Source organism: Salinivibrio sp. ML323 (assembly GCF_001995745.1).
GTDB lineage: Bacteria > Pseudomonadota > Gammaproteobacteria > Enterobacterales > Vibrionaceae > Salinivibrio > Salinivibrio kushneri.
Map to the genome: position 1 here is coordinate 34,467 of NZ_MUES01000005.1, position 24,418 is coordinate 58,884.

Annotated in this window: 25 protein-coding genes and 1 riboswitch; of the genes, 14 read left to right on the top strand and 11 right to left on the bottom strand. The window is 50.0% G+C overall.

The window, feature by feature from the left end; all coding sequences use genetic code 11:
- Positions 1 to 159 precede the first annotated feature (159 nt).
- A complete protein-coding gene (locus BZG13_RS05095) occupies positions 160 to 588 on the bottom strand; it encodes an HIT domain-containing protein (RefSeq protein WP_069361420.1) in 429 nt (142 codons plus the stop codon).
- Positions 589 to 753: 165 nt separating this feature from the next.
- On the opposite strand from BZG13_RS05095, the gene BZG13_RS05100 reads away from it, so the two are divergent.
- Positions 754 to 1,359, top strand: coding sequence for a DUF924 family protein (locus BZG13_RS05100; RefSeq protein WP_077485587.1), 606 nt, complete (start codon positions 754 to 756; stop codon positions 1,357 to 1,359).
- A 73-nt stretch (positions 1,360 to 1,432) separates the two neighbouring features.
- Here BZG13_RS05100 and argS read toward each other — a convergent pair whose 3' ends face one another.
- Positions 1,433 to 3,163: an arginine--tRNA ligase gene (argS, locus tag BZG13_RS05105; protein WP_077459555.1), complete on the bottom strand. Its 1,731-nt coding sequence runs from the start codon at positions 3,161 to 3,163 to the stop codon at positions 1,433 to 1,435.
- 448 nt (positions 3,164 to 3,611) lie between these two features.
- Positions 3,612 to 4,445: a formyltetrahydrofolate deformylase gene (gene purU / locus BZG13_RS05110; protein WP_069361423.1), complete on the bottom strand. Its 834-nt coding sequence runs from the start codon at positions 4,443 to 4,445 to the stop codon at positions 3,612 to 3,614.
- A 159-nt stretch (positions 4,446 to 4,604) separates the two neighbouring features.
- Between purU and BZG13_RS05115 the strand changes: the two genes are divergently transcribed.
- From BZG13_RS05115 to rnd, 7 genes are all read left to right on the top strand, one after another.
- On the top strand, positions 4,605 to 6,569 hold the full coding sequence (locus BZG13_RS05115; protein ID WP_077485589.1) for an ATP-dependent DNA helicase: 1,965 nt from the start codon (positions 4,605 to 4,607) through the stop codon (positions 6,567 to 6,569).
- Entirely contained in the window at positions 6,570 to 7,265 is a 696-nt protein-coding gene (gene tsaB / locus BZG13_RS05120; RefSeq protein ID WP_077485592.1) for a tRNA (adenosine(37)-N6)-threonylcarbamoyltransferase complex dimerization subunit type 1 TsaB, read from the top strand.
- A 32-nt stretch (positions 7,266 to 7,297) separates the two neighbouring features.
- Positions 7,298 to 7,600, top strand: coding sequence for a hypothetical protein (locus tag BZG13_RS05125; protein WP_069361426.1), 303 nt, complete (start codon positions 7,298 to 7,300; stop codon positions 7,598 to 7,600).
- A gap of 22 nt (positions 7,601 to 7,622) precedes the next feature.
- On the top strand, positions 7,623 to 8,168 hold the full coding sequence (locus tag BZG13_RS05130; protein WP_069361427.1) for a Slp family lipoprotein: 546 nt from the start codon (positions 7,623 to 7,625) through the stop codon (positions 8,166 to 8,168).
- A gap of 18 nt (positions 8,169 to 8,186) precedes the next feature.
- Entirely contained in the window at positions 8,187 to 9,146 is a 960-nt protein-coding gene (locus tag BZG13_RS05135; RefSeq protein ID WP_241824778.1) for an alpha/beta fold hydrolase, read from the top strand.
- A gap of 121 nt (positions 9,147 to 9,267) precedes the next feature.
- The gene (fadD, locus tag BZG13_RS05140; RefSeq protein ID WP_069361428.1) at positions 9,268 to 10,959 is read left to right on the top strand and encodes a long-chain-fatty-acid--CoA ligase FadD; all 1,692 of its coding nucleotides are present in this window, start codon (positions 9,268 to 9,270) and stop codon (positions 10,957 to 10,959) included.
- Positions 10,960 to 11,044: 85 nt separating this feature from the next.
- A complete protein-coding gene (gene rnd, locus BZG13_RS05145; protein WP_077485759.1) occupies positions 11,045 to 12,196 on the top strand; it encodes a ribonuclease D in 1,152 nt (383 codons plus the stop codon).
- A gap of 56 nt (positions 12,197 to 12,252) precedes the next feature.
- Here the strand turns inward: rnd and minE are convergent, their stop codons facing one another.
- From minE to minC, 3 genes are read right to left on the bottom strand one after another with little or no spacing between them, the layout of a single operon-like run.
- The gene (gene minE / locus BZG13_RS05150) at positions 12,253 to 12,522 is read right to left on the bottom strand and encodes a cell division topological specificity factor MinE (RefSeq protein WP_046073536.1); all 270 of its coding nucleotides are present in this window, start codon (positions 12,520 to 12,522) and stop codon (positions 12,253 to 12,255) included.
- A 1-nt stretch (position 12,523) separates the two neighbouring features.
- Positions 12,524 to 13,336 (bottom strand): septum site-determining protein MinD, encoded by an 813-nt coding sequence (gene minD / locus BZG13_RS05155; RefSeq protein WP_069361429.1) that lies wholly within the window; start codon positions 13,334 to 13,336, stop codon positions 12,524 to 12,526.
- Positions 13,337 to 13,353: 17 nt separating this feature from the next.
- Entirely contained in the window at positions 13,354 to 14,016 is a 663-nt protein-coding gene (minC, locus tag BZG13_RS05160; protein ID WP_077485594.1) for a septum site-determining protein MinC, read from the bottom strand.
- Between the two features lie 269 nt (positions 14,017 to 14,285).
- Here minC and BZG13_RS05165 point away from each other — a divergent pair, with 269 nt between their 5' ends.
- A complete protein-coding gene (locus BZG13_RS05165; RefSeq protein WP_069361431.1) occupies positions 14,286 to 14,561 on the top strand; it encodes a YcgL domain-containing protein in 276 nt (91 codons plus the stop codon).
- Positions 14,562 to 14,572: 11 nt separating this feature from the next.
- Positions 14,573 to 15,544, top strand: a complete 972-nt coding sequence (locus BZG13_RS05170) for a lytic murein transglycosylase (protein WP_077485596.1) — start codon at positions 14,573 to 14,575, stop codon at positions 15,542 to 15,544.
- 51 nt (positions 15,545 to 15,595) lie between these two features.
- Here the strand turns inward: BZG13_RS05170 and BZG13_RS05175 are convergent, their stop codons facing one another.
- Positions 15,596 to 16,021 (bottom strand): H-NS family histone-like protein, encoded by a 426-nt coding sequence (locus BZG13_RS05175; protein ID WP_069361433.1) that lies wholly within the window; start codon positions 16,019 to 16,021, stop codon positions 15,596 to 15,598.
- Positions 16,022 to 16,292: 271 nt separating this feature from the next.
- A riboswitch (Lysine riboswitch) is annotated at positions 16,293 to 16,474 on the top strand.
- Between the two features lie 88 nt (positions 16,475 to 16,562).
- Here BZG13_RS05175 and BZG13_RS05180 point away from each other — a divergent pair.
- Together BZG13_RS05180 and BZG13_RS05185 are read left to right on the top strand one after the other, a co-directional pair.
- Complete coding sequence (locus tag BZG13_RS05180) at positions 16,563 to 18,146, top strand: Na+/H+ antiporter NhaC family protein (protein ID WP_077485598.1); 1,584 nt, start codon at positions 16,563 to 16,565, stop codon at positions 18,144 to 18,146.
- 107 nt (positions 18,147 to 18,253) lie between these two features.
- Positions 18,254 to 18,835, top strand: coding sequence for a thymidine kinase (locus tag BZG13_RS05185; protein ID WP_046073529.1), 582 nt, complete (start codon positions 18,254 to 18,256; stop codon positions 18,833 to 18,835).
- A 77-nt stretch (positions 18,836 to 18,912) separates the two neighbouring features.
- Here the strand turns inward: BZG13_RS05185 and cspD are convergent, their stop codons facing one another.
- Complete coding sequence (cspD, locus tag BZG13_RS05190) at positions 18,913 to 19,134, bottom strand: cold shock domain-containing protein CspD (protein WP_046073528.1); 222 nt, start codon at positions 19,132 to 19,134, stop codon at positions 18,913 to 18,915.
- Between the two features lie 808 nt (positions 19,135 to 19,942).
- Between cspD and clpS the strand changes: the two genes are divergently transcribed.
- The gene (clpS, locus tag BZG13_RS05195; RefSeq protein ID WP_046073527.1) at positions 19,943 to 20,263 is read left to right on the top strand and encodes an ATP-dependent Clp protease adapter ClpS; all 321 of its coding nucleotides are present in this window, start codon (positions 19,943 to 19,945) and stop codon (positions 20,261 to 20,263) included.
- Positions 20,264 to 20,308: 45 nt separating this feature from the next.
- Positions 20,309 to 22,564 carry an ATP-dependent Clp protease ATP-binding subunit ClpA gene (gene clpA / locus BZG13_RS05200; RefSeq protein WP_077485600.1) on the top strand — a complete coding sequence of 752 codons (2,256 nt, stop codon included), beginning with the start codon at positions 20,309 to 20,311 and terminating at the stop codon, positions 22,562 to 22,564.
- Between the two features lie 61 nt (positions 22,565 to 22,625).
- Here the strand turns inward: clpA and infA are convergent, their stop codons facing one another.
- The 3 genes from infA to aat form a co-directional block, all read right to left on the bottom strand.
- On the bottom strand, positions 22,626 to 22,844 hold the full coding sequence (gene infA, locus BZG13_RS05205; protein WP_021022425.1) for a translation initiation factor IF-1: 219 nt from the start codon (positions 22,842 to 22,844) through the stop codon (positions 22,626 to 22,628).
- Between the two features lie 129 nt (positions 22,845 to 22,973).
- The gene (locus BZG13_RS05210; protein WP_108743515.1) at positions 22,974 to 23,699 is read right to left on the bottom strand and encodes an arginyltransferase; all 726 of its coding nucleotides are present in this window, start codon (positions 23,697 to 23,699) and stop codon (positions 22,974 to 22,976) included.
- Positions 23,699 to 24,409: a leucyl/phenylalanyl-tRNA--protein transferase gene (aat, locus tag BZG13_RS05215; protein WP_077485603.1), complete on the bottom strand. Its 711-nt coding sequence runs from the start codon at positions 24,407 to 24,409 to the stop codon at positions 23,699 to 23,701. The genes BZG13_RS05210 and aat overlap by 1 nt, the downstream gene beginning before the upstream one ends.
- Positions 24,410 to 24,418 lie beyond the last annotated feature (9 nt).

Consider the following 24,418-nt stretch of genomic DNA (forward strand, 5'->3'; position numbering starts at 1 on the left):
TGTACTCCCTTAACCAGTGGCGTCAATATACCCTAATGTGAGCGGGTATTGTTATGACGAAACCGCCAATCTTATTTTGACAGATCTTCGGTTAACCTATTTATATACAATTACTTATGCCGTTTTTATTTTGGTTTTGACGAAAATAACGAAGTGCACTTACGCCTTGATGACTAATCCACTGGCGGCGAGGGTCTCTCTCAGCTGGTCGATGAGGGGCTGGGCTTGTTCACGAGGACGATGCCCCACTTGTAGGTGGCCCCAAATCGGATTTGGCCATACCGGATCCGTTTTAAACCGAGCAACATGGTGGAGATGGAGCTGGGGAACCAGGTTGCCAATCGCGGCGATATTGAGTTTGTCAGGGTGAAATAAACGCTCAAGACAGCGCGCGACTATGGCCGACTCTTGCCACAGCGATTGCTGCTCAGTATCGTCAAGGTGGTGAATTTCTTCGATGTCCCGCTTACGTGGGATCAGCAAAAGCCATGGACCAATATCGGCATGCGCAAGGCGTAACTGACAAAGAGGGAAATCACCGACATACGCGCTATCGGCGGCTAATCGTGAGTGGAGAACAAAGGACATATAAACTCCTGATTGCAATGCGAGTGCTTAGCTTACATCACAACTTGCTTTTGGGTCACAAACTCCTCACCGAATAGGCGGATTCGCCTCATAAGAAACAAAAAGCAAGTACGCTTAACACAATGTTGAAAGCTAAATGTGTCGACGAATGCGAGAGGAGGTGGCATGCACTATCAAGACGTCCTAGCTTTTTGGTTTGGCGACGAGCGTAGTGAGTCGGTTCCTTCGTCCGCCGCGCAGGCACGATGGTTTGGCGGTCGCCAAGACGTTGATGATGCGATTCGCGAGCGATTCCAATCTTGGGTCAGTGCCGCTGGCGCGGGCGCATTAAATGACTGGGCCCAGATCCCTGAGGGGCGTTTGGCATTGATTATTCTGCTCGATCAATTCCCGCGAAACTTATATCGCGGGTTGGCAGCCGCCTATCGATATGATGCCTTGGCGTTGGCGCTATGTAAGGCAGGGCTGGCGAAAGGCGACGACCAAGCCTTAACGCCGCTTCAGCGGGTGTTCTTCTATCTCCCTTTAGAGCATGCTGAAGAAGAAACAGACCAAGAAGAAGCATTGTTTCGGTTTGATCAACTGCGTCAGCAAGTGAATGGGGAGGCAACAGCTTGGTACCAACAATGTTTTGATTATGCACACCAACATTACGACATCATCGCCACCTTTGGTCGATTTCCTCATCGCAATGCGGTGATGGGACGGTTATCGACCCCCGAGGAACGATTATGGCTTAGCGAAACGGATCAGCATTTTGGTCAGGGATAAAAAAGCGCCCACTTGCAATAAGTGGGCGCAGCGCTTCTGTGCTTATCCGAACAACACAGATAAGCCAACCTGGTTACATGCGCTCAAGCGTGTCGATCCCCAACAGATCTAAGCCTTGCTTGATGGTCTTGGCCGTCAATGCCGCCATTCTGAGGCGGCTTTGGCGAGTGTCCCCTTCAGAAAGCAAGATAGGGCACGCTTCGTAGAAGCTGGAGAATAAACCAGCCAGCTCAAACAGATAGCTACACATCAGGTGAGGTTGACCCTCGCGCGCTACCGATTTAACCGCTTCTTCAAACTGAAGCAGTTTGGCGACCAGCGCTTTTTCTTTCTCATGCTCAATCAGCATTTCACCGTCGAGCGCATCACGGTCAACCCCAGACTTGGCAAAGACTGACGCCACACGGGTATAGGCATACTGCATATAAGGGGCGGTGTTGCCCTCGAAGGCCAGCATGTGATCCCAGTCGAAGATATAGTCTGTGGTACGATGCTTTGACAGATCGGCATATTTGACGGCTGCCATCGCCACCGTGGTTGAGATATCGCGCTGCGTCTCAGCATCCATCTCAGGATTTTTCTCAGCGATCAGCGCTTTAGCACGTGTTTCTGCTTCATCGAGTAAGTCAGCAAGACGAACGGTGCCACCTGAGCGTGTCTTAAAGGGTTTACCGTCTTTGCCGAGCATCATGCCAAAAGCGTGGTGCTCAAGGCTGACCGAGTCCGGCACATAGCCTGCTTTGCGTACAATGGTCCACGCTTGCATCAGGTGCTGGTGCTGGCGTGAGTCAATAAAGTAGAGCACACGGTCGGCATTGAACTGCTCGTAGCGATATTTAGCGCAAGCAATATCCGTGGTGGTATACAAATAGCCACCATCACGTTTTTGGATGATCACACCCATTGGTTCGCCGTCTTTGTTTTTGTATTCGTCGAGAAAGACAACTTGCGCGCCATCGTCTTCTACGGCAATCCCTTTGGCTTTTAAGTCTTCAACAATACCGGGCAGCATATCGTTATACAGACTTTCACCCATCACGTCTTTATTGCTCAATGAGACATTCAGGCGATCATAGTTACGTTGGTTTTGCTCCAACGTCACTTTCACCAGTTTTTCCCACTTTTCTTTGCAATAGGCATCGCCGCGCTGCAGGCGAACCACGTAGTCGCGCGCTGTTGCAGCAAAGGCGTCATCTTCATCGTAACGGGCTTTGGATTCACGGTAGAAATTTTCGATATCGCCAAGTTCCATGGAAATATCGTCACCGCGTGACTCGTGTAATTCTAAGTTGGCAATGAGCATGCCGAACTGGGTTCCCCAGTCACCTAGGTGGTTGGCGCGGGTGACGTTGTGACCCAAAAACTCCAGTGTGCGTACGACAGCATCACCAATAATGGTGGAGCGAAGGTGGCCAACGTGCATTTCTTTTGCCACGTTGGGGGCTGAATAGTCCACCACAATGTTTTGTGTGTCTTGTTTGTCGACACCGAGGCGTGCGTCCGACAGGGCGGCATCCGCTTGCTTTGCCAGCCACTGATCATTCAAAAAGATATTGATAAAGCCAGGACCAGCGATTTCTGTTTTACTCGCCACATCACCTAAATCGAGGGCGTCCAACACTTTCTGGGCAAATTCACGGGGATTTGTACCGAGCTTTTTGGCTGCGCCCATCACACCATTGGCTTGATAGTCACCAAATTGTGGCTTCGCAGACTGACGCACTGCCGCTGGCGTGCCCTCAGGCGCACCCGCCGCAACCATCGCGGCAGACACTTTTTCGTTAAGAAGACTTTGAATATTCACTTGCTTACCTTTACTACTAGCCGGGCTGATTATGAATGACCCGTTTTGTGGGCTTCCAGCTTATTAATACAAGAATCCGCCAACACTGCACTGCCACGTAACCAAGCGTGCAAACACAGTGTTGGCGGGATGCTGTATTGTTGCGAACCATGACGTCAATCGACGCGGATTATCCCTAATGATACCCATAAAACAGCAGGCATTGGCAATAGTTATTCAACACCATCCTTGATATCTTTCGCGACTGGAAGACAACGAGCACCTTAAAACCTTGAGAGGTCACTGTGCATGATGCCAGCAATTGGACATCCCTGATGCGAGATCAAGCAGCTTTTACAGATAAAATCAATCAGTTGCTAGAAGTGCTGGCCTTTCCTCCTTATTCACTCGCGCCAATCATTGCCAGCGAAGCCAGTGCTTAAGCACTGGCTCAACCAATGTTGTCGTTTTACAAGATCACGGTTTTATTGCCATGGACAAACACACGGTCCTCGGTGACAGACTCGATAGCCTGACTTAGTACGCTCTTTTCTACATCTCGACCTGCTTTGGCCATATCTTGTGCGCTAAAGCTGTGATCAACATGAATCACGTCTTGGCCAATAATCGGGCCCTCGTCCAAGTCATTGGTGACAAAATGCGCCGTCGCGCCAATGATTTTGACCCCACGCTCGAACGCTTGGTGGTAGGGACGGGCCCCGATAAAGGCAGGTAAAAAGCTGTGATGAATATTGATGATGCGATGCGGATATTGAGCGACAAAGTCAGGCGTCAGAACTCGCATGTATTTCGCGAGAATAATGTAGTCAGGCTGATGGGATTGAATCGCTTTGAGCATCGCTTGCTCGTGCTCTTCACGGCTCAGACCTTCATGGCTGACATAGTGAAAAGGAATATCAAAACGCTCAGTCAGATGTTGTAGTTTGTCGTAATTACCCACCACTGCGGCAATATCAATCTCGAGCGAGCCATCATAAGCTTTCATTAAAATGTCGCCGAGGCAGTGGGATTCTTTGGTGACCATGATGACGACGCGTTTGCGGCGCGAGCTAATCAGCTGGCGCTGGCTGCCAGGCGGTAGCGCATGGTCAAGGTCGAGAAGCAGGGTGTGATCGTTAAAAATCCCCTCTAGCTCAGTGCGCATATAAAACTGCCCAGTGACATTATCAACATACTCTCGGTTGTGAATAATGTTGAGCTGATGTTTATAGCAAATGTTGGTGATGGTCGCGATGAGCCCTTGAGCGTCAGGACAGTCCGTGAGAAGTGTTTTTCGTTCCATGTTGGTCGTGTACTGCTGATGACTAAACCCTCGGTTGTACCCTGTCTCAGCCGCAAGGTCAAAGTGATTTTACGATGCGTCACGGGTTTCTCAGGGGAGTGGTTTCATCCCGTAGAGGGGTTTGGCATAATGGCGGCTTTCCCCCTGTGTATTTATACAATGATCCGTAAGGTTTTCTCAGACACCGGTGCGCTGGCTAAAGCGATTGATGGTTTTGTGCCTCGCCAGCCGCAAACAGATATGGCGATTGCTGTTGATACGGCCATTCGTGACCAAGGCCAGCTCGTGGTGGAAGCGGGCACAGGAACCGGGAAAACCTATGCCTATCTCGCCCCTGTTTTATTAAGTGGTAAAAAGGCCATCATCAGCACTGGCTCGAAAAATCTGCAAGAGCAGCTTTACCACCGTGATTTACCGCTGATGAAGTCAGCCTTGGGCTACACAGGGACGACCGCCTTATTGAAAGGTCGCGTTAATTACCTGTGTCCAGAGCGACTCGAGCGACAAATTAGTGAGTGCCATCGTCCCGACAGCGAGCCTGGGCAATTGAGTCAGCTGGTTAAAATTCGTGAGTGGTCGTCGTATACCGAGTCGGGGGATCTGAGCGAGTGTGACGCACTGGCTGAAGATAGCCCCCTGATCCCTGTAGTGACGTCTACCAATGACAATTGCCTTGGTAAAGACTGTCCAAGCTATGAAGACTGTTATGTGGTTAAAGCGCGGCGTCGTGCGATGGATGCCGACGTGGTGGTGGTTAACCATCACCTCTTTTTGGCTGATGTGGCCATCAAAGAAACGGGGTTTGGCGAGTTGATCCCAGAAGCAGACGTGATGGTGTTTGATGAAGCGCACCAGCTGCCCGATATCGCCAGTCAGTATTTTGGTCAATCGCTATCTAGTCGACAATTGCAAGATGTTGCCAAAGACATTCATATCGCCTATCGCACTGAGCTACGGGATACGCGTCAACTGGAAAAAGTCGCTGATCGCCTTTCGCAAGCGGCGATGGATATGCGCTTGGTGATGGGCGAGCCCGGATATCGAGGTAATTGGCGTGAACTTCAGGCTTCGCCCAGCGTAGAGAAAGAGTTGGTACGATTGGCTGACGCGCTCGATCTTGCCCATGACGTGGTAAAACTATCACTCGGCCGAAGTCAATTGCTTGACGCTGCGTTTGATCGGATTACCTTATTTAAAGCGCGGCTTGCACGCTTAAAAGACACCTCAATCACCGGGTACTCCTACTGGTACGAATGTACGCGGCATCACTTTAGCCTCAATATTACCCCCTTATCGGTGGCGGATCGTTTTCGTGAGCAAATGGCCGAACAGGGGGGCGCTTGGATTTTTACCTCCGCGACCTTGGCCGTTGAAGGCGACTTCGCGCACTTTAACCACCGCCTAGGGATTGACGCTAAGCAGCAAATGACGCTGGAAAGCCCCTTTGATTATCCCAATCAGGCGAGGCTTTGCGTGCCCCGACACGTGCCGGAAACCAATAGTTTTCGTCGAGCCAACAAACTGGCCGCATTATTGGGACCGGTGATTGAACGTAACCAAGGGCGTTGCTTTTTCCTATGCACGTCGCATCAAATGGTACGAGAGCTATCAGCCCTGTTTCGTGAGCATCTGTCATTGCCCGTCCTCATGCAAGGAGAGATGCCCAAGCAGCGCCTATTGGCAGAATATTTGTCGTTGGGCAATGCCTTGCTGGTGGCGACGGGCGCCTTTTGGGAGGGCATTGATGTGCGTGGGCAAGCGCTTAGTTGTGTGATCATCGATAAACTCCCATTTGCCTCCCCCGATGATCCTTTATTAAAAGCACGAATAGAAGATTGTAAATTGCAAGGGGGCGATCCCTTTGCTCAGGTACAGATCCCCGAAGCGGTGATCACCCTAAAACAAGGGGTGGGGCGTCTTATTCGGGATCAACAAGATTTTGGTGCACTGGTTATTTGTGACAACCGATTGGTGACCCGCGCATACGGCGCAACCTTTTTGCGCAGTTTGCCGGCGATCCCTCGCACGCGGGACTTACACCACATCGACGATTTTTTGTCGGGCAGTGACACCAACAGCAACATAATGAACTCGTATTCATTCGATCAACCGATAGAGGGTTAAATGACGCTACGAATATTGGCCGTAGATACGGCGACCGAAAACTGCTCTGTCGCACTGTGCTGTGATGACCAGATTATCACGCGCAGCGAAATTGCACCGCGTGAGCATACCAACAAGATCCTCCCCATGGTTGATGAAGTATTGGCAGAAGCGGGGGTTGAACTGGCGCAGTTAGATGCGCTGGCGTTTGGCCGCGGGCCAGGAAGCTTCACCGGTGTGCGTATTGGCATTGGTATTGCACAAGGTTTAGCGTTTGGGGCGGATGTACCCATGATTGGTGTCTCAACATTGGCAGCGATGGCAGCACAAAGCTATCGGCTACACAACGCGACCCAAGTACTGACGGCGATTGATGCGCGTATGAGTGAACTCTATGTCGGCCAATATCGGCGGACTGACACTGGCGCATGGCAGTGTGTCGGTGAAGAGAGGGTCGTCGCCCCGGAAGCACTCACCCCTGACTGTACTGAGGGAGTGTGGACATTGGCAGGAACCGGTTGGGCAGCCTATCCTGATCTAGCCGCTCGCTTGGCATTGCAGACGGCGTCGTCAGAGGTGTTATACCCCCAAGCACAAGATATGCTGGAGATTGCTAAGCATGCGTATCATGCGGGAGACATGGTCGCAGCGGAACTTGCTAGCCCCACATATCTGCGGGACAAAGTCACTTGGAAAAAGTTACCCGGGCGCGAATAACCCCCATGAGGCCGGCAGCATAGGACGTGAATATGGTATCGATTAACGGTGTATCCTCCCCACAGACAAACCGGCCTAACCACCCCCAGCGCACAGGCAAAAAGCCGCAAACCACGCGCAAGCAAACGCCCAAGACGACACAGGTGGCTAAGGCGGTGCGCCAACGTGTCGATCCCGCCGCGATTGCGCAAGCCGAGCAGGCGAAGCAAGAGTACGTGCAATATGATTTGCCGGACGGTCGCGGCCGTCAAGCGATGGCTTCCTATTTCGCGGTGTTAAATCAAGCCAGGCGAGAGGAACTGATCAACTTAGTGGGCGTCGATATCTATGTATGATGTGGCGTGAAAGGAGCCTGATATGAAATCTTACTTGTTTGCCTTATGCGGCGTGCTATTACTGAGTGGCTGTACCAGTTTGCCTGAGTCATTAAAAGGCCGGATGGACCAGCCCGTGACCGAATACCCGGTGGTCGCGAAAATGACCCAAGCAAATCAAGGAGAAGAGGTACGCCTGGGTGGCTTGATTGTCGGGGTGAATAACCGTGAGCAGGACTCCGTGGTTGAAATCGTGGCCTTGCCCACGTCGACAGCGGGTCGGCCTGATATCGATGCCTCTTCACTGGGGCGCTTCAAAGCGATTTTTACTGGCTTTATTGAACCGGCTGATTATGCCAAAGGCCGGCCAATAACGGTGTTGGGCGACTTTCAGGGCCGTCAGGCGGGAAAAGTGGGGGATTACTCCTATGATTACCCCGTGCTTAGGGTAAAAGGACATCAGCTGTGGGATATTGAACAGCATGTGGTTGATGATGACAGACCTTATTGCTACGGCTTGTACTGCTCCCGAGTGCGCATTGGCGTTGGCACGGGACGGGTGCAAAGCGTGATTAGTTTACCTTATTAGCCCTCAAATGGGATCGTGATGATGACACCGCCATTGACGGAGACATTCGAGGCATTATTGGCGTCTGATCCGGCAGCACTCGGGTTATCGTCTGGCTTAACGCCGACCTCGATGCGACTTAATGATGTGACAGTGGCAGCGGCAATACGCCCGGCGACCGGCTTAGCGCCAACATTGGTTTTTTTACATGGTTGGCAAGACAACCTGGCGAGTTTTCATTCGCTGATCCCCACGCTGCCCCAAGACTACGGGTTACTGATGTTTGATTGGCCTGGGCATGGTTTGTCTGAGCATAAAGCCGGGGATTATCATTACCCGTTTTTCGATTATCTCGACAGTTTGCATCAAATCCTTCACCAGACACCTTGTTCGCAATCGGAGCAAACGGGGCCCGTCATATTGGTGGGGCATTCATTGGGAGGCCTAGTGGCCAGCTGTTATGCAGCCAGCTTTCCAGCATCAATCGCGGGGGTTATCTCGATAGAAGCATTGGGGCCTATTGTTGAGCCTGAACATAAAATCACCGAACGCATGGCGAAAAGTCTCAATCAGCGCTTAAATTCAGTGCAAAAAACACCACGTCTCTTTGATTCTGCGATGAAGGCGCTACAATTGCGCGCATCCATTAATAAAGTCGCCGGTCAGTTATTGATGCCACTGGTTGCTCGCGGGATTGAGACATGCAGCCATGGTGTGCGTTGGCGTCATGATCCCAAACTTGGTGGTGAGCCCCTGTATCGCATGGCGCCCGGCCATGGAGAGTCGATTATTCGAGCGATTGAATGCCCTGTGCTGGCGATTCGCGCGACAGATGGGTATCCTGCGCTTCGCTCTGCCGATGCCGCGCAACGAGCCACGTGGTTTAAGCAATTGACACTCATTGAGATCCCCGGGACACACCATTGTCACCTTCAGCAACCGCAACAAACTGTGTCGTTAATAACGGATTTTGTGACCAAAATTCAAACGCGCACTTAAAATGCTCGTGTAAAAATAATGTTAACGCTATGGTGGGCAGGTTAAACACCTGTTTGAATTATGCCTCGCGTCGATCGAAGCAGGCAAAATAGCCTGCAAGCTAACACATAGGAGAAAGCCAGTGGAAAAGGTATGGCTTAATCGTTACCCGTCGGATGTGCCGGCGGAAATAGATCCAGATGCCCATCGCTCTTTGGTCGAGATGTTTGAACATTCTGTCCAGCAGTACGCGGATCAAACTGCCTTCATGAATATGGGGCAGGTCATGACATTTCGTAAACTGGAAGAGCGCAGCCGTGCGTTTGCTGCCTATCTACAAAACGAGCTGAAACTGAAAAAAGGCGATCGCGTTGCCATTATGATGCCGAACTTGCTGCAATATCCGATTGCCTTGTTTGGTATTTTACGAGCCGGTTGTGTGGCCGTGAACGTGAACCCGTTATACACCCCTCGTGAGCTTGAGCACCAATTAACGGATGCCGGAGCAAAAGCGATTGTGATTGTGAGTAACTTTGCTCACACGCTAGAGAAAGTGGTCGACAATACGCCGGTTAAACACGTGGTACTGACCAGTTTGGGCGAACAGTTGCCACGTGCCAAAGGGACCCTGGTTAACTTCGTGGTCAAATACGTCAAAAAAATGGTGCCTAAGTATCATTTGCCGCATGCCACCTCCATGCGCCAAGCGCTGCGCCGAGGCCGACGTATGCAATATGTGAAGCCTTTTTTGAAAGGCGAAGACATTGCGTTTCTACAATATACCGGTGGCACCACGGGGTTGGCGAAAGGCGCCGTGCTCACGCATAGAAATATGTTAGCTAACGTTTATCAAGCTAAAGGGACGTATCAGCCGGTACTTAATGCAGGTGAGGAGTTAGTGGTCACCGCATTGCCGCTTTATCACGTCTTCGCGCTCACGGTGAATTGCCTATTGTTTATTGAAATGGGTGGGCAAAATCTACTGATCACCAATCCACGCGATATTCCAGGTTTTGTCAAAGAGCTACAAAAGTACCCGTTTACAGCCATTACAGGTGTGAACACGCTGTTTAATGCGCTGCTCCATAACGAAGACTTCCATGAGTTGGACTTTTCTAACCTGCGCTTGACCGTCGGTGGTGGCATGGCCGTGCAAAGGGCGGTCGCGGAAAATTGGAAAAAGCTGACTGGCAAGCATCTGCTTGAAGGATACGGGTTAACGGAATGTTCGCCACTGGTAGCGGCCTATCCTTATGATTTACGTGACTACAACGGCTCCATTGGATTGCCCGTGCCATCGACCGAGGTGCGCATCGTCGATGATCAGGGTGACGATGTGGCGGACAACCAGCCGGGTGAGTTGTTAGTGCGTGGCCCGCAAGTGATGCAAGGGTATTGGAATCGTCCCGAGGCGACACGAGAAAGTATCGACGAACAAGGTTGGTTAGCCACTGGTGATGTGGTGCAGTTCGATGATGATGGTTTCTTGCATATTGTCGATCGCAAAAAGGACATGATCCTTGTCTCTGGTTTTAATGTGTATCCCAATGAAGTGGAAGATGTCGTTGCGTTGCATGACAAGGTGCTAGAAGTTGCCGCCATTGGCCAGCCAGATGAGAATTCTGGGGAAGTGGTTAAAATTTGTGTGGTCAAAAAAGATCCGTCGCTTACGCGAGATGATCTTGTGGCGCACTGTCGCAAACACCTCACTGGATACAAGGTGCCACGGGTAGTGGAATTTAGAGATGAACTGCCTAAAACCAATGTGGGTAAAATTCTGCGTCGAGAGCTACGCGATGAACCACAAGCCACCGAGCAAAAAGCGTCAGCTTAATGCGAACCGAACCAGAAAAGGGTAAACTGTCGATAACGACTCACGAAATGCCGGCCTCGCCGGCATTTTCTTTATGGGCTTTTTTGTGAACTATCAACAAATCACCACCGATCAACAGCTGGTCGATATCTGCGCACATTTTCGAGACCAAGCCGTTGTGATGCTTGATACCGAGTTTGTCCGTACGCGTACCTTTTATGCACAACTGGGGCTGGTCCAGATTTATGACGGCGAGCAACTGGTGCTGGTTGACCCGCTAACCATTGATGATCTTTCCCCGTTATGGGCGCTGTTGACTGACACCCAGGTCACCAAGGTGTTACATGCGAGTAGCGAAGACTTAGAGGTTTTTCAGCACTACGCGGGCGTATTGCCCACTCCCATGATAGATACCCAAATCGTCGCCGCTTTTTTAGGTCATGGCGTCTCCGAGGGCTTCGCAAGCTTAGTGGAGCGTTATGTCGGCGTGAGCTTAGATAAAGGAGAATCGCGCACTGATTGGTGTGCGCGTCCCTTAACCGAAAAGCAACAACAGTATGCGGCCGCTGATGTCTATTACTTGCTGCCGCTTTATCAAGCGCTGACGCAAGCCCTATCCGATACGCAGTGGCATGACGCCATGGTAGAAGAGTGTGGTTTGTTGTGCCGTAAAAAGCAGTGGGTAAAGCCGGATGAAGCGGCTTATCTCGATATTAAGTATGCGTGGCAGCTTAAGCCTCAACAGTTAGCGGTATTGCAAAACCTTGCCAAGTGGCGAGCTAAGGAAGCGCGTCGCCGGAATATGGCTCTTAACTTTATCGTTAAAGAGCAAAACCTCTGGAAAATGGCGCGTTATGGTATTCGTACCGTTGAGCAAATGAACGAGCATGGGTTCGACAAATTTGAAGTACGCTATCATGCGCAAACCTTGATAAAGTTGGCCACCCAAGCGGATAAAATCCCGTTAGCCAAATGCCCGCCGGCCATCACACGTTTAGTTGATGAACCCGGGTATAAGTCGGTGATTAAAGCGATGAAGGAGCAGGTGCAAGCCGAGGCCGATAGATCAGGCTTAGCGCCAGAGTTTATTGGCTCCAAAAAGCAGCTTAATCAATTGATTACTTGGGTATGGCGAGAGGAGTGTCAAGAAGATAAACGCCCTGACTTAGCCTCGGGGTGGCGCTTGCGATTAGTGGGAGAAACATTGCTGACGATGATCCCTAACGCCCCAGGGGCATCGTCATCATCTCGCGCATAAACAAAAGCGGTGGCCTTGAACCACCGCTTTCTGTATTCGCCCGTTGTGATTGAGAGCTAGCTCTCTTTTCCCTCTTCGGGCAAGGTGACGTTCAGCTCCAAGACGGACAGATCATCATCGCCTTGTTCGAGGCTGACAGACACCTGGTCCGGTGCGATATCCACGTATTTTCGGATCACATCTAGAATATCTTGCTTGAGCTGGGGCAAATAAGTCGGCGCAGGGCTATCCGCACTGCGACGCTCGGCAACAATGATTTGTAAACGCTCTTTGGCAATATTGGCCGACTTTTTCTTTGATGGGCGGAAGAATTCAAGCAGTGCCACATTAGCCTCCGAATAAGCGTTTTAGGAAACCTTTGCGCTCTTCCTCAATAAAGCGGAAGGGGCGCTCTTCACCCAGCAGGCGCGCAATAGCATCTTCATAGGCTTGGCCGGCATCAGACTCTTGATCCAGTACCACTGGCTCACCTTTGTTAGAAGCGTGCAATACAGACTGACTTTCAGGGATGACCCCTAACAGTGGAATACGCAGGATATCTTCTACATCCTCAACACTGAGCATTTCACCGTTGGTCACACGCGCGGGGTTATAGCGAGTGAGTAATAAGTGATGTTTTACCGGATCCTCGCCGTTTTCTGCGCGGCGTGACTTAGAATCGAGAATACCAAGAATACGATCAGAGTCGCGCACGGATGACACTTCTGGATTTGTGGTCACAATCGCTTCGTCAGCAAAATACAGCGCCATTAATGCGCCGGCTTCAATGCCTGCGGGTGAATCACAAATAATGTATTCAAAGCCAAGTTCATCCATGTCTTTTAAAACGCGCTCGACACCTTCTTTCGTTAACGCATCTTTGTCGCGCGTCTGAGAGGCTGGCAGAATAAACAAATTTTCTACGCGTTTGTCTTTAATGAGTGCTTGATGCAGATTGGCTTCGCCGTTAATGACGTTAACAAAATCGTAGACCACGCGGCGCTCACAGCCCATCACCAAATCGAGGTTACGTAGGCCAATATCAAAATCAACCACGGCCGTTTTTTTGCCTGTCATGGCCAACCCGGTCGCCAATGCCGCACTCGATGTTGTTTTACCAACACCGCCTTTACCGGAGGTAATTACAATGATTCGTGCCATTCCTCTTCCTTATTCTCTTATAGCGTGAGGGGGTCAATGTGTAAGCTTTCTTGATTAAGCGAGACCATAGAAGGCCGCTCTATATGTTCTGATGGAATTTTATCACTGAGCCAATAGCTTCCTGCTACCGACAATAATTCTGACTGAAGGTTCTGACAATAAATACGCGCTTGTTTTTGTCCACTTGCACCGGCAATGGCTCGGCCACGCAAAACGCCATAGATATGAATACTGCCATCGGCAATCACTTCCGCGCCGGCACTCACATGATTGAGGATCACCAAGTCGGCGTTTTTTGCATAGATTTGCTGACCTGAACGCACAGGGGCGGTGACCACTTTTGCAGGCGGCTGAATCGGATCGGCAACTCGGGATTGCTTGCTCGACTTGAGCACGGCTAATTGCGCATCCAGCGCAAGCTCACGTGTATCATTGTGGGTGACGCCGGTCAGCCCAACGAGAATCATGCCTGTGGCTTGTAAGCACTGCTTTAAGGCACCGATATCAGGGCATCGTGATAGACGGCTAATGTCAGCGACAACAGGAGCGCCTTGAAAAAAGGCCGGTGCTTGGGTGACTTTCTCTGTCAAAACATTGGCAGCGGCAGCAAAATTATCGTCAACGAGGTGGAGGACGGAAAGGGTAAAGGTTGAGCCTTTCAACTCCGGTTGTTTGAGCATGTTATTCGATCCCGGTTTTGTCATTTAAACACGAGTCAGACGCGCATTATCAGACGTTGGATAGCATGGTATATTCACAGCGCCAATGCGGCAAGCAGGGTTTGCCGTTGATGCGGCATTTCTCCCTTTAATGGTGTTTTTTTAACATTTGAATGAGAAATGGCAGCAGAAACGTGTTTTGACACACTTTGCTGCAAAGCTTAACAAACCTTTACCCCAAGATGACAATCTATCGCCTGTAATATGGCACGCTCATGAGGACTTTTGAGATGTATTGCGCAATTTATCGTAGTAAAAAGAAAGAAGGCACCTATCTTTATCTTGCAGAGAAAGATAAATTTGATGATGTGCCCGAGGCACTCATGAATAGCTTTGGGCAGCCCGAATTTGCCATGATGATCAACTTAGACAAGCGCGATAAACTGGCAGCAGTTGACATCAATAAGGTTAAACAAAGCCTGCAAAGTGATGGCTTTTTTGTGCAATTGCCTCCGCCACCTGACGCGGCATTGCAGGCCATTCGTAATAAAAACGAAAAACTGTAAAAAGGATGACTATGCGCAAAGGTATGATTTCAGCCTCTATCGCGGCGGCACTCTTGGTGAGCCCTGTGATGGCCAAGCCCGGATTCGAGCAGTATGTGACCACCTTAAAAGCCGAAGCACGTGAGGCGGGCATCAGTGATGCGTTACTTGAGCGTGCCTTTAAGGACGTTAAATACCATGAGCGTGCAGTCAGCTCCGATCGAAATCAACCTGAGCGACGTCTCACGCTGGATGAGTATATTCCGCGTGCTGTGCCTGATTGGAAAGTCGCTCAAGCGAAACAACTGTATCGTGAACATTACGACACTTTGAAAGCCATTGGTGAGCAGTACCAGGTTCAGCCGCGTTTTATTGTGGCTTTATGGGGTGTAGAAAGTAATTTTGGCAAACTTCAGGGTAGTTATAATGTCATTGAAGCCTTATCAACATTAGCCTTTGATGGCCGTCGTGAGGCTTTTTTTCGCAAAGAGACCATGGCCGCACTGACGATATTAGAGCAAGGGCACATTGCGCCTGAAGCGATGAAAGGCTCTTGGGCTGGGGCGATGGGTCAATGCCAGTTCATGCCGAGTTCGTTTATTAACTATGCGGTCGATGGAAACCAAGATGGCAAAAAAGATATTTGGCAAACGGAAGCTGATGTCTTTGCGTCTGCTGCAAATTACTTAAAAAAAGCGGGATGGGATGATACCTACACGTGGGGACGGCAGGTACAGATCCCTGAAGGCATCGATCGTACTTTGCTTGGCACCAACAGTGAGAAAGCACACTCATTGAGTGAGTGGCAGACGCGTGGGGTACGGCGAATGAATGGTCAGGCGTTACCGGCCGTCGATATCAACGCTTGGTTGATTCAGCCTGATGATGGTAAAGGCAGGGCTTATCTTGTTTATAATAACTACCAGAGCTTATTGAAATGGAATCGCTCGCACTACTTTGCGTTAGCGGTGAGCCATTTGGCGGACAGAATTAAATTTGGTTAAGGGATAAAAAAAAGAGGCTGAGCGCCTCTTTTTTTATGCGGGAATATGGACTTAGGCTTCCTGACCTGGGATGAGGAAGTCTTCTTGCTTGGCCGCGCCGCTTTCAATCGCTTCGCGAATCACTTTAGGCATGCGGCCTTGGCCCGTCCAGGTTTTTTGTGAGCCATCTTCGCCCGTATATTGATATTTTGCTGGACGTGTTGCGCGTTTACCCGAGGCTTTACTCTTCGAAGCACCACCTAACAATGCCACGATTTCTTCTGGGCCAATACCGTCGGCTTCTAACATAGCACGGTATTTTTCTAACTTCTCTAAACGTTCTTTTTCTTTTGCCTCGGCTTGACGGTCAAGCTCTTTACGCTCTTCGACAACCGTTTGAAGTTTTTCTAATGCTTCATTAAGTTGTTCGGTTGACATTTCTTTGGCAAGTGCGCGCAAGCTACGCAAATTGAGTAAGGCTTTCATTGCATCAGACATTATTGGTTCCTATTTGATTTATATGTTAATTGAAAGAATGATAGCAGTATAATTGAAATATACAATATGGCCTATATTAATACGTCATATTGCGCATTAATTGCAAGTTAACTGCAAATTTGACTTTAATTCTATTGTCTTTTTGAAGCGAATGTCTAAAAAAATAGAAGATGAGACGTATTTTATTGGCACCGCGTAAGCTGGGGTTTAGTCGATGCTTTTTCAACCATAAAGAGTTGCGATGGTAAGCACGTTGTGTAGAATGCACCACGCTTAACGTAGAGGTGCGTTGTTTATCAGTCGTGCACAAGAGGGTGATTCCGATGAGAGTGCATAAAAGGAAGCAACGCCGAAGCCAATCAGGTCATCACACCGATTGAGCTGGGGCTGTTACCGAATAGGGGCAGCACTGCCATAGTACTTGGAAATACACTATGGAGCGCTACTGTATGTAGGAGGCAAGCTGTTTGCCGTGTGATACCACGCCTTACCGTCTTCATTTCTGCAGTAGATCTCCAACCACCTGGTTGACACTGAGATCATGAACTTAACAGATTTTTCTTCATCCGCTTTATCACTGCTTCCCCCTTTATTGGCTCTGGGCCTCGCGATTGCTACACGACGGGTTTTATTGTCCTTGGGTATGGGAATCGTACTGGGTACGGTATTACTGACCGATTTTTCTATCCTCTCTTCCGGACAGTACCTGCTTGAGGTGATTACTGGGCTATTTATCGCTGATGGAGGCTTAAATAGTTGGAACTTAAGTATTCTCGCGTTTCTTATTTTACTCGGGATGATCACCGCGCTTCTGTCTCTTTCTGGAGGTACCCGCGCGTTTGCCAATTGGGCGCAAAGCCGGATCAAGAGTAAACGTGGGGCGAAACTGCTCGCGGCGTTTCTCGGCGTATTTATCTTTGTTGATGATTATTTCAACAGCTTAGCGGTGGGGGCCGTCTCTCGCCCTGTCACAGATAGGTTTCACGTCTCGCGAGCGAAACTGGCTTACATTCTTGATTCCACGGCCGCCCCTATGTGTGTGATCACGCCGGCATCAAGCTGGGGGGCTTATATCATTACCGTGATTGGCTCTATTTTGGTGGCACATGGCGTCACGGATTACACGGCGCTAGGGGCATTTGTCACCATGATCCCAATGAACTTTTACGCCATTTTTGCCTTGCTGCTAGTGTTTGCGGTGGTTTGGTTTCAACTGGATATTGGCCCGATGCGTCAGTTTGAATATCAGGCGAAAAAAGGCAGTCGACTGGGCGATGAAAGTGAAAACTGCGCTGATATTTGCGACGACCTAGGGATTGAGGAAAGTGATAAAGGCAGCGTGGCTGATTTGGTCGCCCCCATTATTGTACTCGTCGTGGCGACGGTGGGTGCAATGTTATATACCGGCGGGTTGGCATTGGCAGCCGAGGATCAATCCTTTTCTCTGCTCGGGGCGTTTGAAAATACCGATGTCGGGATGTCATTGCTATGGGGTGGACTCGCGGGTTTAGCCGTATCCTTGGTGATGACAGCGAAACAAGGTATAGCGGTATCAGATATTGCGAAAACCCTTTGGGTGGGCGCAAAGTCTATGTTTGGCGCTATCCTCATTCTGTTATTTGCTTGGTCGATTGGTCATATTATTGGCGACCTACAAACAGGTCAATATTTGTCGTCCTTAGTGGAGGGGAACTTACCGGCGCAACTCTTGCCTGTAGTGCTCTTCTTGTTGGCGGCAGTGATGGCCTTTGCCACAGGGACGTCGTGGGGAACGTTCGGTATTATGCTTCCTATCGCGGGCGATCTTGCCGCGGCGACAGACATTGCACTGATGCTACCTATGCTCTCAGCAGTATTGGCAGGGGCGGTATTTGGCGATCATTGCTCACCGATTTCTGATACCACTATCTTGTCTTCAACAGGGGCACGATGTGGACATATTGACCACGTCGCGACTCAGCTCCCTTATGCCATTGGTGGGGCGATTGTCTCAACCGTCGGCTTCGTGGTGTTAGGCTTTACCGCGTCACTTCTCTGGTCATTGGTGACGACCGTGTTTGCGTTCGTTGCACTATGTGCTGGGTTAATGTGGCTTAAAAAGCGCCCGTGTAAATTGGTCGGTTAATTATCTAGCCTCGCCTTGGCGGGGCTTTTCTTTTTCTGCTAGTGCGGTAGCATGCCTGTTTATTTAATCCAGCTCGCCCACAATGGGCATTAGGTGTAGAGACAGTTATGGCTCAGTTATACTTTTATTATTCGGCAATGAACGCGGGTAAGTCGACCACCTTGTTACAATCGGCCTTTAACTACCAAGAGCGCGGTATGCAGCCTCTACTTTTTACCGCCGCGATTGATAACCGCTATGGGGTTGGAAAAATCAGTTCGCGAATTGGCTTAGAAGCTGATGCCCACCTGTATGACAATCAAACGTCGCTGTTCGAACACGTCGCGACCATCTTGGCGCAAGAGAAAGTTGACTGTTTATTGATTGATGAGAGCCAATTTTTAACCAAACAGCAAGTGCTCGAGCTGACTGATGTGGTGGATAAGCTGCGGATCCCCGTATTGTGCTACGGGTTAAGAACAGATTTTCGTGGTGAGCTGTTTGAAGGGTCACAATACTTGCTGGCGTGGGCCGATAAGCTCGTTGAACTGAAAACCGTGTGTCATTGTGGGCGTAAAGCGAGCCGAGTCATTCGCCAAGATAGCGAAGGCAATGCCATTGCCGATGGTGATCAGGTGGTGATTGGAGGCAATGAACGGTATGTCTCTGTGTGTCGCCGACATTACAAACAGATGCTCGGCTTACTCTAGACAGGATTGAGTGCGGTAAAGAACAACAAAGGCGAGCCGTAAGCTCGCCTTTTCTATTTGGCCGACCGGATTCAGCGCTATTTCGCCGCTTCTTGATCGACTGGCACAATTTCACTGGCATGGTAGCCTTTGGGTCCTTCCTGAACCTCATAGTTGACGGTTTGTCCCGCCTTTAATGTCTTATATCCGTCCATCTGGATGGTAGAGTAGTGGGCAAACACATCGCCTTCCCCTTCTACCGGACAAATAAAGCCAAATCCTTTTGCATTGTTAAACCATTTTACTGTACCAGTTTCCATGCGACACATCCTTCTTGCATCAAACTTTGCATACCTGTGATAAACGCGTTCATTTCACCTCGTCAATTTGACCAGCGCGGTACTGTCGCACCCTCACCCTTGCCAATGAACAGAAGTGATATGGCGAGTTTATCGACCACATGTTCCACTTTAGTAGATACTTTTAGGCAGTCAAGTGTGGGGTATAACTTATAACAGTAATGTAATATCAAATCGAAAAAGTGTGAGGAAGTGGCAATTATTCATTCAGAAACAGACATCTTAGTTGCATAGTTTTTTAGGGTTTTCTCCAGATGTTTTCGCTATTAAAAAAGTGTGATTGCAGTGATAGATATGCTATAACAGGCCGTAACTATTACTTTTTATTCTAATAACTGGCTCTTTTCCTCCTTAAGTGTATGGATTAGTGTGAGCGCTATTGGCATGATTCACGCAGTCTGCCTGCTTAAAAATGAAAATGAAGTGAATATTCTCGAGTCGAGAGAGATGTGTGTCTATGCTCACCTATCACGCTTGATGCGATCCGCTAACCGGCTTGTCGTTAGTCGGTATGCCTTAATTTTTATGCATTCTAGTGCAGGCACGAATGGTAGGTTTTTGTCGTACTCAGTGAACGAAATTCTGCGCGAGAGACTAGTGTGTAATACGGTGATTAACAATTGCTCAGGCAAACGATGTTCGCAATGAAAAGGTTGCTGGAATACAATCTGTGGCTTAACTTTAAGTATAGGTGGACGGGAAACGTGGATGGCAGTAGTGCCCCGCCACATCACTTACCGAGACACCCTAACAATGCATTGAATGAGTTATGAGTAATTGGAACCAGTGGGGTTTGCCTGACGCAGAGGCCGAATCGTCAGAAAAAACAAAGTTGCAACCACCATCAATGTACAAGGTGGTGCTAAATAATGATGACTACACTCCGATGGAGTTTGTGATCGATGTGCTCCAGACGTTTTTTGCCATGGATGTGGACAAAGCGACGCAAGTCATGCTGACGGTGCACTATGAAGGAAAAGCGGTCTGTGGCGTATTTACCGCCGAGGTTGCTGAAACGAAAGTGGCACAGGTAATGATGTATGCCAAAGAGCATGGCCATCCGCTACTGTGCACGATGGAGAAAGCTTAGCCGGCTCCATCACGCTTTAGCGCGGTTTTTGAGGGAGGTGCCTTTATGCTTAACAAAGAACTTGAAGCCAGTTTGAATGGCGCGTTTGCACGAGCGCGTGAAAAACGCCACGAATTCATGACGGTGGAGCACCTGCTTCTCGCGTTGATCGATAATGCGGCCGCGCACGATGCGCTGGTCGCGTGCCGTGCAGATTTGGAGGCGCTGCGCAAAGAACTTGATGCGTTTATTGAGCAAACCACACCGCTAATCCCTGCGGACGACGAGTCGCGAGAGACGCAGCCAACGCTGAGTTTCCAGCGCGTACTCCAACGAGCTGTTTTTCATGTGCAGTCATCCGGTCGTAGCGAAGTAAGCGGTGCGAACGTGTTGGTGGCGATCTTCAGCGAACAAGAATCCCACGCCGCTTATCTGCTTAAAAAGAACGACGTGAGTCGCCTTGACGTGGTCAACTATATCTCTCATGGCACCACGAAAGATGAAGGCGACGATCTACCCAGTAGTGACATGGGGGCTGATGAGGCCGGTGCGGAGCCGGGTGAAGATCGTTTGGAGAACTTCGCAACCAACCTCAATCAGCTCGCACGTGTTGGCGGTATTGATCCACTCATTGGTCGTGATAAAGAGCTCGAACGCACCATCCAGGTATTGTGTCGCCGTCGCAAGAATAACCCCCTGTTGGTTGGCGAAGCCGGGGTCGGTAAAACAGCGATTGCGGAAGGGCTCGCGTGGCGCATTGTTGAAGGGCAAGTGCCAGATGTGATCAAAGATTGCGTGATTTATTCGCTCGATATTGGCTCTTTGCTCGCGGGCACCAAATACCGTGGCGACTTTGAAAAGCGCTTTAAATCGATCTTAAAGCAACTCGAAAAAGAGGATCACGCGGTACTCTTTATCGATGAGATCCACACCATCATTGGCGCTGGTGCGGCGAGTGGTGGCCAGGTCGATGCCGCAAACTTGATTAAGCCGCTATTGAGTAGCGGAAAGTTACGCTGTATTGGCTCGACGACCTACCAAGAGTATGGTTCTATCTTCGAAAAAGAGCGGGCACTGGCGCGCCGTTTTCAGAAAATCGATGTGATTGAGCCCTCTATTGATGACACCACCAAGATTTTGATGGGTCTGAAGCCGAAATATGAGGCTCATCACGAAGTGCGTTACACCAACAAGGCGATTCGTGCCGCGGTCGAGCTGTCGGCAAAATACATTAATGAGCGTCATTTGCCAGATAAAGCGATCGATGTGATTGATGAGGCGGGGGCGCGGTGTCGTATGGCGCCAGCCAGCAAACGCAAGAAGACGGTCAATGTCCCTGACGTTGAGAGTATGATTGCGAAAATGGCCCGTATTCCTGAGAAGTCGATTTCGTCGTCCGATAAAGACGTGCTGCAATCACTGGATGACAAGCTCAAAATGCTGGTGTTTGGTCAAGATACTGCCATCACGGCGCTGTCTGAAGCGATCAAGCTGAGCCGCGCAGGCTTGGGCGATGATAACAAACCGGTCGGCTCGTTCTTGTTTGCCGGACCTACCGGGGTTGGTAAAACCGAGGTCACGGTACAATTGGCCCGCGCCATGGGTATTGAGCTGCAGCGCTTTGATATGTCGGAGTACATGGAGCGTCACACAGTGAGCCGCTTGATTGGCGCGCCCCCAGGCTATGTGGGGTACGATCAGGGTGGGTTGCTGACTGATGCGGTGATCAAGCACCCATACAGTGTGGTGCTGCTTGATGAAATCGAGAAAGCGCATCCAGACGTGTTTAACTTGCTCTTGCAAGTAATGGACAATGGCACCCTGACTGACAATAACGGGCGCAAAGCCGATTTCCGCAATGTCATCTTGGTGATGACCACTAACGCCGGCGTCGCCGAGACGGTGCGTAAGTCTATTGGCTTGATTCAGCAAGATCACAGTCATGATGCGATGTCGGAAATTAAGAAGGTGTTTTCGCCAGAGTTCCGTAACCGCTTGGACAACATCATTTGGTTTAACCACTTGGATGAACAGGTTATCTTGCAAGTGGTGGATAAGTTCATTGTTGAGCTACAAGCCCAACTGGACGCCAAAGGGGTGTCGCTTGAGGTGACGTCAGAGGCTAAGCGCTGGCTAGCGGAAGAGGGCTATGACAAGGCTATGGGCGCACGGCCGATGGGACGTGTTATCCAAGATAACTTGAAAAAGCCACTGGCTAACGAGCTGCTGTTTGGCTGTCTGGTTAACGGGGGGACAGTTCGTGTGGTATTGAAAGATAACCGATTGGACTTCCAATTCAGTGATCAAATGGAGCCGGCTTAATCGGTTCGAGAAAAAGCAAAACCCGGCATCGCTGCCGGGTTTTTTGATCGCGTTCGGAGGATTAACGCGAACGGAAAACGATGCGACCTTTGGACAAATCGTAAGGGGTCATTTCAACCGTGACTTTGTCGCCGGTCAGGATGCGGATGTAGTGCTTACGCATCTTGCCTGAAATGTGGGCAGTCACCACGTGACCGTTTTCTAGTTCTACACGGAACATAGTATTAGGCAACGTATCGAGTACGGTGCCTTGCATTTCAATTACGTCTTCTTTTGCCATTGAATCCTCTTAGGCCTCTTCTGGTAGCCAATTTTTTGACCGACAGATAATGCCTCTATTCTGAAAGTCTGTAAAGTTCGGGTGCGAATTTTACCCTGTTGGGGCGCTCCTTGCTAGAAAAAATAGCCACTATTGTGGAATAACCGGCCAGGTAAACGCCCGCCACTGCTGGTTGATAAAGCGTTGATGTGGATAATAGTCTGCTTTGTAGCGCATTGCTGAGCAGGCATCGATTTGATAGCCCAGATAGAGCCAAGGTAATCCGAGTGAGTTCGCCAGTTGTAGTTGTGCTTGAATACTGACGCGTCCGAGTGAGAAGCAGTGCTCTGGCTCGAAAAACGTATAAAGTGCACTTAACCCGTCGTCGACGACATCAGTTACGGCGATGGCAACCAGCGTAAGTTGGTGATGATCGCGTTGATACAAATGGATAAAGCGCGGGGATAACCAGTCACTACCGATAAAGTCGAGAAACGCTTGGCGCTTGGCAGGATACATATTGCCATCGGCATGGCGAGCGGCGATGTACCGTTGAAAGAGCGCAAACCAGTTAGCATCAAGCTGATCGCTCACTTTAACCTCTAGACGATTGAGCTGGCTTCGATGACGCTTTTGGCTTTTTGAGGGTTGATATTGGTTCACATCAATCCGAATCGCTTGGCAAGCCTGACATTGTGGGCAGTGCGGCCGGTAAATAAGGTTGCCACTACGACGAAAGCCAGCAGCTAATAGCGCGGCATATTTCTCGGGCGTGTGGTAATCCGCCGACATTACCACCGCCAGTTGCTCTTCCTGATCAGGCAAGTATTGGCAAGATGCTGCAGGCGTGACGCCAACTTGGATTCCCACACTCATTATGCTCTCCAATCTGCGATCTGCTGCGGTTGGCTGCTCTGGATAATGGGCTGGTCACGGTGTGCTTGCAACGCGGTGATAAACGCGTCTCGGGTCCAAGGTCTGGCACCCAAAGAGGCTAAATGTGGCGTCATCATTTGGCAGTCAATATAACGGCCACCCTGCTGCGCAAAATATTGACTGAATTGCCAAAGTGCAAATTTAGAGGCATTGGTGGCTTTGGAAAACATGGATTCACCACAGAATACGCGGCCCACGCAGACACCGTAAAGCCCGCCGACAAGCTGTGCGCCGTCCCACACCTCGACACTGTGAGCATCCCCTTGCTGATGAAGCTGGCAGTAGGCAACTTGCATCTCATCGGTAATCCAGGTCTGCTCAGGCCCACGAATGGCCGCACAGGTAGCAATCACCGTCTCGAATGCGCGATTGAGCGTGATGGTATACGCAGACTTTTTGGCGGCTTTACGCAAACTGCGACTGGCATGAAAATCAGAGGGCTTAATCACAGCCCGTTCACTTGGCGACCACCACAATAAAGGATCATCTTCGCCAAACCAGGGGAAAATACCACTGCGATAAGCCGACATTAGCCGCGCAGGTGATAGATCTCCCCCAATGGCGAGCAAGCCATCGGGGTGAGAGAGCGCTTCGCTCACGGGCGGAAAGCGAAAGTCATCTTGCGCTAAAGGCGGTAAAAAAAGGGTCATATCACACGC